Source organism: Protofrankia sp. CiP1_Cm_nod3 (assembly GCF_982290655.1).
Map to the genome: position 1 here is coordinate 126,498 of NZ_CEVIVD010000002.1, position 797 is coordinate 127,294.

Below are 797 nucleotides of genomic sequence, written 5' to 3' on the forward strand. Positions count from 1 at the left end.
CCGTCCCTGCTGCCCCGCCCGCCGGCGGGGGCGGCAGAGGTGCCGGACGGAGCGGCTCGGCCACGGGCTGGGACGGCTTGTCCGCTGGCCGGCGCGGCTCGGCAGCCGGTCGGGGCGGTGGCACCGGTGGCCAGTGCAGTTCGGTGGTGTCCTCCGAGGGCTGTGGGCGCTGTCGCGGAACGGTGATGGCACGGCCCGTCACCTCCTCGAGGAGGTGACGGTAGCGGCGGGCGAGCACCCGCCGGTCGAAACGCGCCACCACACAGGCCCGGCCCTGTGCGCCCATGGCGGCGCGCCGGGCCGGGTCCGCGGCCAGGAGGCGGATCGCCCGGGCCAGTTCCGACGGGTTCTCGGGCGGGACGACGACCCCGCCCGCCTCGGAGAGGATCCGGGCGGCCTCACCGGCGAGCGCGCCGATGACCGGCCGGCCGGCGGCGAGCAGCTCGAACATCTTCGACGGGATGAAGGTGGCGAACAGCGGCACGTCCCGCAGCGGGACCAGGCAGATGTCGGCCGCGGCGACGATGGCCGGCACCTCGTCGCGGTCGACTGCGGGCAGCATGGTGACGTTGGTGAGCCCGAGCTCGGCGACCCGGTCGGCGACCCGCCCGCGGTCGGCTCCCTCGCCGACGAGGGCGACGTGCACCGGATCCCGGGCAAGCTCGGCCGCGGCGTCCACCACCGAGACCAGCCCCTGGGAGATGCCATGGGCGCCGATGTAGAGGACGAGGGTGTCGCCGGGGGCCGCGCCGAGCCGGGCACGCAGCGTCCTGGACGCCGGCTCCGCCGAGGAGGGC

1 protein-coding gene is annotated in these 797 nt (G+C 76.8%); it reads right to left on the reverse strand.

The features are described 5' to 3' along the window. Positions 1–797: glycosyltransferase family 4 protein (locus AC5LUJ_RS01430; RefSeq protein ID WP_493464349.1), on the reverse strand; the 797-nt coding region annotated here is incomplete at both ends.